Origin of the sequence: Lacimonas salitolerans (genome assembly GCF_042677865.1) — a bacterium.
In the GTDB taxonomy this organism is placed as follows: Bacteria; Pseudomonadota; Alphaproteobacteria; order Rhodobacterales; family Rhodobacteraceae; genus Lutimaribacter; species Lutimaribacter salitolerans.
This window is the reverse complement of the sequence record NZ_JBHUDD010000118.1, coordinates 1-5,469: the sequence shown is the minus strand read 5'-3', so window position 1 is coordinate 5,469 and position 5,469 is coordinate 1. Positions and strand designations below refer to the sequence as shown.

The following is a 5,469-nucleotide window of genomic DNA, read 5'->3' as shown; positions in this document are numbered from 1 at the left end:
GCCTCACGTCGTGACAACAACATCTGGTGCGACCCTGAACAGGCCAGTGCGCCTTAACCCACACAAATCGCGAAGGGACCGCAAAAGGTGAGGGCCAGCGACCGCTTACGGTTGCTGGCCGTGTGACGAGACAGAACTACCCCGGCGCAACAGTCGCCCGCGCCGAAAGACATCGCTATCATGAAGGGATAGCATCCCGGCTCCGGGACTATTTCATCGGCCTGCTAAAACACCGACTCGGTCCGTCGTTTCCTTACTCAGACCGAAGGCAAGCACATATACGCCCAGAGGTTCGAGGCGCGGGCACTTCGCACCGCGCAATATAGACTTGAAACAGGAGAGTGTAATGGCACTTGCAATTGCGACAAATACCGGCGCCCTGATGGCCGCGGCTTCCGCGACCAGCGTCAACAAGGACATGGAAACCTCGATGGAGCGCCTGTCGACAGGCAAGCGCATCAACTCTGCGAAGGATGACGCGGCTGGCGTTGCCATCGCTTCGCGTCTTTCGTCGGAAATCCGCGGCACCAACCAAGCAATCCGCAACGCACAGGATGGACAGGCGCTGATCAACACCGCTGAAGGCGCTCATAAGGAAATCGAAAACATCCTGCAGCGCATGCGCGAACTGGCCGTTCAGTCTTCGAACGACACGAATGACGGCACGGATCGTACGAACCTGCAGGCTGAAATGGATCAGCTGGTGGAAGAAATTGACCGAATTTCAAGTGTTACAACTTGGGCTGGTCAGAGTCTGCTTAACGGTGCCGCTGCTGGCGCGGGCACCGCGCAATTTAACTTCCAGATTGGCGGCAACACAGGTGATGGCGACCGTATTTTGGTTGAGATTGATGCAATGTCGTCTAAGGCCTTGGCGGTATCTGGGGCTGGAACGCCGCCTGCGTTTACGAATGACACCTTCTCAGGCGACGCAAGCGGCTCCGTGACGATTGATGATGACGCTGGAACAATCACATTTGCAAGCACGGAGGCGAGTGGTGCTTTTGCTTCCGGTGCTACGTTCACTGCGGATATAAATGGAACTACAGTTAAAATAACAGTTGTTGACAACGACTCCTTTACTGATGATGAGGCTGGAGTTGCAGCTCAATTCGCCGCGGAAATTGCCAAAAAGGACGAGTTAAGAGACATTTCTGTCTCCGCCGCAGCAGGTGTTTTGACGTTGAAAATTGGTGGTGGACTAGACATCGGCAGTACATCAACCACAAGTTCTCGAGATACAGCAATTAATGCAATAGACGCTGCAATTGAAAAGCTTAACACACAGCGTGCCAATCTTGGTGCTGTCGCGAACCGTCTCGACAACACGGTCAGCAACTTGACCAACGTCGCTATTAACCTCGAAGGTGGTAAGGGTCGAATTGAAGACGCGGACTTTGCAGCAGAGAGCACCTCGTTGGCAAAATCGCAGATCCTTCAGCAGGCCTCAACTGCGATGCTGGCACAGGCCAACGCGTCTAAGCAGAACGTGCTGAGCTTGCTTCAGGGTTAAGCTCCAAGACAAAAAAAGCCCGGGTGCGTCCCGGGCTTTTTTACATTCTGCTACTTGAGGTTTATTGCGATGACTAGGAAGAACAGGAAACGAAAAAGTAAACCAAAGAGTGCAGTCAGTAAGGAGATTTCTAAAGCGACAGTCAATTTGAAATCAAATGTACGGGATGCAAGTTCGAGAAAGCCAAGGGTCCTTTGGGCCAACTCTTTTTGTTTGCTTGATACATCTAGTGGTGCGTCGATTTCAATTAGGCAGATTTTGAAACAGCTTCATAAAAGTGGATATGAAGTAAGAATTGTTGGGGCAACTATTTTTGACAGTCCTCACGGCACGAAGGGTCTTGGTCAGGAGTGGCAAGATGCCAAGAGCCTTGATGTAAAATTTGTAGATGTCAAAGACGGAAACCTATCGCACAGACTTGTAAGAACACAGAGCACAAAACGCTCTGAAATGTCACTGTCTGAGAACGACTTTCTGTATTCAGCTTATGTAAATGAACTTAACAATTTCAAGCCCGATGTGGTCTTTTTTTACGGTGGGCAGCCGCTTGATTTTTTGATTTCGCATGAGGCGAGGGTGCGTGGAATTCCTAGCGCTGCTTACTTAGTAAACGCAAATTATAAAGGTACTCGATGGTGCCGTGATGTTGACCTCATAGTTACGGACACTCACGCTACTTCAGCGATGTATGCGGCACGAGAGGGGATTGAGCCAGTGCCGGTGGGTAAATTTATTGATCTTGGAAAGGTCATAGCGCCAGATCACAAACGGCATTATGCTACCCTCATTAACCCAAGCTGGGCAAAGGGGGCGGGCATTGTCGCAATGCTTGCGGTTCTATTGGAAGAACGCCGCCCGGATATCGTTTTTGAAGTTGTCGAGTCACGCGGGTCTTGGTCCGAAGTTGTTCGCAATGTCACGCGCAGTGTCTGGGGGGTTGAACGCAGCGAACTAAGCAATGTGATCGTAACTCCCAACACTGACAATATCAGCGAAGTGTATGGGCAGAGCCGAATTGTTCTTGGTCTGAGCCAATGGTGGGAAAGCGGCTCTCGTGTTCTCGCAGAGGCGATGCTGAATGGCATTCCAGCCATGGTCAGCAATCATGGTGGCAGCCCAGAAATGGTAGGGGAAGGTGGTATTGTTGTCGACCTACCGCCGTCTTGTCATGAGGCACCATATAACAGCATGCCAAGACCGGAGCTTTTGGACGAACTCGTTCATTTCTTGGAGCGGGTTTGGGATGATGAGCCGTTCTACCTCAATTTGATGGTTCGTGCTCTGCAGCAAGGGAACAAATTGCACCGTATGGAAGTTTCGACGCAGCGCCTTTTGGAGGCGTTCCAACCTCTTGTTGAAAAGCGCGCGGGTGACGGCGACTTTTTTGATGCAGTGAAAAGAGTGCATAAGCATGGGCTTATCGAGAGCTCTTCGTTTCTACACAGGCCCGCACCCGAAATAAATAAATTTGGGATAAAGGAAAGTATAAGTAAACATAGGTTTGCTGTTGAAGTAGTAAAACTAAATAAAAGCGTAACATTCTTGTTTTCAAGTGCGATGGACATAGCTAATGGCACACCTGTCAAAGTACTTTTCGGGTCGTTGGAAGAGCAATGTTTCTCAACAGAGTTTGTAGAATTTGCCGGCCACCATAAGGTAACAGCGTTTACAACGGAAGTTATCAAACCTACTTCCCAACTAGATGGCTATAATTGTGAACTTCGTTCAATTACAGAGCTAGAGGAATGCCTTTCCAAGAACGGCATGTTTAAAAGTTGTGAGTTTTTGAAACACATCACTGCTTGTGTGCAAAATTTTGTCAGCCAAAAATCTTCTAATTCTGAAAATGTATTTGGTTCTGAACGAAATTTCAAAAAAGTTGGTTTTATTTTGTTTGGCAGCATGTTGGCAGCTTCTTCAAGATTGCAAGGCCAGTTTATTTCTGAATGGCTGAACAAGTCAGGGCGATACCGGGCTGTAATTTTACATAGACCTGAGAGTAGATATCAAGTCGATATGCCTGATGAACGAATTGCACCAATAGCCTGGGCAGCAATAATGGGAACTTGTGAAACAGTTGTGTTTCAGAAAGCAAATGGCAAATCGCACCAGCACCTAATGGAGATATTTAAAAAATTGGGAATTAGAATCATATTTGTGGATTGTGACTTAAGGCAAGATTATAATTTTTTAAATTTTATTGATCATGTTATTGTACCTAGTGAATTTCTAGCAAACGAATACAGGAAGACTGATTTTGAACAGATAAGTGTAATTCCTGATATGATAGACTTTCGCCGTTCACTTCCTGTCAGGAAACATGCTCCAGCTACTAGGTATGGAGTTTGGATTGGAACATCTGATAAATTCGAGTATTTCTCCTCCCTGAGGGACTCTATTTTGGAAATAATTCCCTCGGTTAAAATAACTTCAATCTCAGATCATCCCGAAGCGGATATCAAATGGCAGCTAGATATTTTTCCAGAGGTTCTTGGTGGTTTTGATTTTGGATTTATAACGCTTGCAAGCGACGAGTGGTCCATGGCGAAGTCATCGAATAGAGCTGTTTTGCTGATGGCTAATGGTTTGCCAACCCTTGCTGAAAACCGAGAAACTTATGCCAATGTTATCCAGCACGGAGAAACTGGGTTTCTTTTTGAAACGCCTAGAGATGTTATTAATGCTCTACAGGTTCTAGATGATCCAACTGTTTGGGTTAAGATAGCTGCAGCTGGAGCAGACAGAGCTCACAATGAATTTGGTGCTGATCGTATTGGTTCAATGTGGGAAGAAGTCTTAACATGCCGATAGACAAAGATCGAGAAATATCACTTAGATAAAGTGTTTGGGATGGACCAATATCATACGAGGTCGTTAGATGACTAAGTCAAGAACTGTTGTTTTTTACCACTATTTTGAGGACGATGAGGCAATTCGCAACCTTACGTATTTTCTAGAAGTTGGTCATAATCAGGAGGCTGATTTCTTTATTATTATTGCCGATGGCTGTAGTATCGATTTGCCCACAGCAAGAAACATCAGTTACATAGAAACTGCTAACCGCAACTACGACTTTGGCGGTTATGCACAAGCAGTAAATGAGGTTGATCTAACGCATTACGAGTATTTTGTTTTTATAAATTCTTCGGTCCGTGGCCCCTTTATATCGTCAAGTGTGAAAGGTTCATGGATTGACGCGTTTACTAATCGGCTCCAAGGGGATGTTGGAATCTGTGGGTCTACAATAAACGTCCTTCGTCCGCCGTCGGATCATCTCTTCTGGATGACGGGACGTATGACGCCGGGTGGTGTGGCGCCACATGTGCAGACTTATGCTTATGCTTTGCGCAAAGATGCCTTTGGTTTCCTAACAAATTGCGGATTTTATAAACAACCTCCATCGGTTTGGAGTAAGGATGCAACTATTGCCAATTACGAGATTGAGCTTTCGCTCCGTTTGCTTGGGGCGGGTTGGAACTTGGATTGTCTTGCGTTGAAATATTCAGGTATTGATTATCGAACTCTTTGCCTCGATTTCAATCCTACATCTTATAATGGAAGCCCTTTGGTAAAAGGGGGTTATTTTGGAAAGAACCTTGACCCATTTGAAATTTTTTTTGTAAAGCCAAAAAGAAACTACGTGGATCTGAGGGTTTTGAACTAAAGAATACTGACTGTTTGACCCTCGAAAAAACTTAAAGATTTAAGGTGTTTCTGACCTGGTAGTATCTGACGAGAGTGAAGCAAGGTATAACGTAATAGAAGTTTTATGCGTATAGCATTTGAAGGTTAATAAGAAAATGGTTATTTTTGTTTGGGCTGAATCCTTGAGTTAGCCACCCAGCATAATCGGCAGCGTTTCCGAGCACCTACAAGGTCCCTTCGCGATTTGTGTGGGTTAAGGCGCACTGGCCTGTTCAGGGTCGCACCAGATGTTGTTGTCACGACGTGAGGCG

At 46.3% G+C, this 5,469-nt stretch carries 3 protein-coding genes; all 3 read left to right on the top strand.

Translation table 11 applies throughout. The features are described 5' to 3' along the window. The first annotated feature begins 346 nt into the window (after window positions 1-346). Window positions 347-1,513, top strand: coding sequence for a flagellin N-terminal helical domain-containing protein (locus ACFTOW_RS13970; protein ID WP_379916738.1), 1,167 nt, complete (start codon window positions 347-349; stop codon window positions 1,511-1,513). A gap of 69 nt (window positions 1,514-1,582) precedes the next feature. Next, complete coding sequence (locus ACFTOW_RS13965; RefSeq protein ID WP_379916736.1) at window positions 1,583-4,324, top strand: glycosyltransferase; 2,742 nt, start codon at window positions 1,583-1,585, stop codon at window positions 4,322-4,324. Window positions 4,325-4,391: 67 nt separating this feature from the next. Then, window positions 4,392-5,177 carry a hypothetical protein gene (locus ACFTOW_RS13960; protein ID WP_379916734.1) on the top strand — a complete coding sequence of 262 codons (786 nt, stop codon included), beginning with the start codon at window positions 4,392-4,394 and terminating at the stop codon, window positions 5,175-5,177. Window positions 5,178-5,469 lie beyond the last annotated feature (292 nt).

Excerpts from the sequence above, each read along its gene's own strand:
- ACFTOW_RS13970 (WP_379916738.1), top strand. The coding sequence starts at position 347 with ATGGCACTTGCAATTGCGACAAATACCGGCGCCCTGATGGCCGCGGCT.
- ACFTOW_RS13960 (WP_379916734.1), top strand. The coding sequence starts at position 4,392 with ATGACTAAGTCAAGAACTGTTGTTTTTTACCACTATTTTGAGGACGAT.
- ACFTOW_RS13965 (WP_379916736.1), top strand. The coding sequence starts at position 1,583 with ATGACTAGGAAGAACAGGAAACGAAAAAGTAAACCAAAGAGTGCAGTC.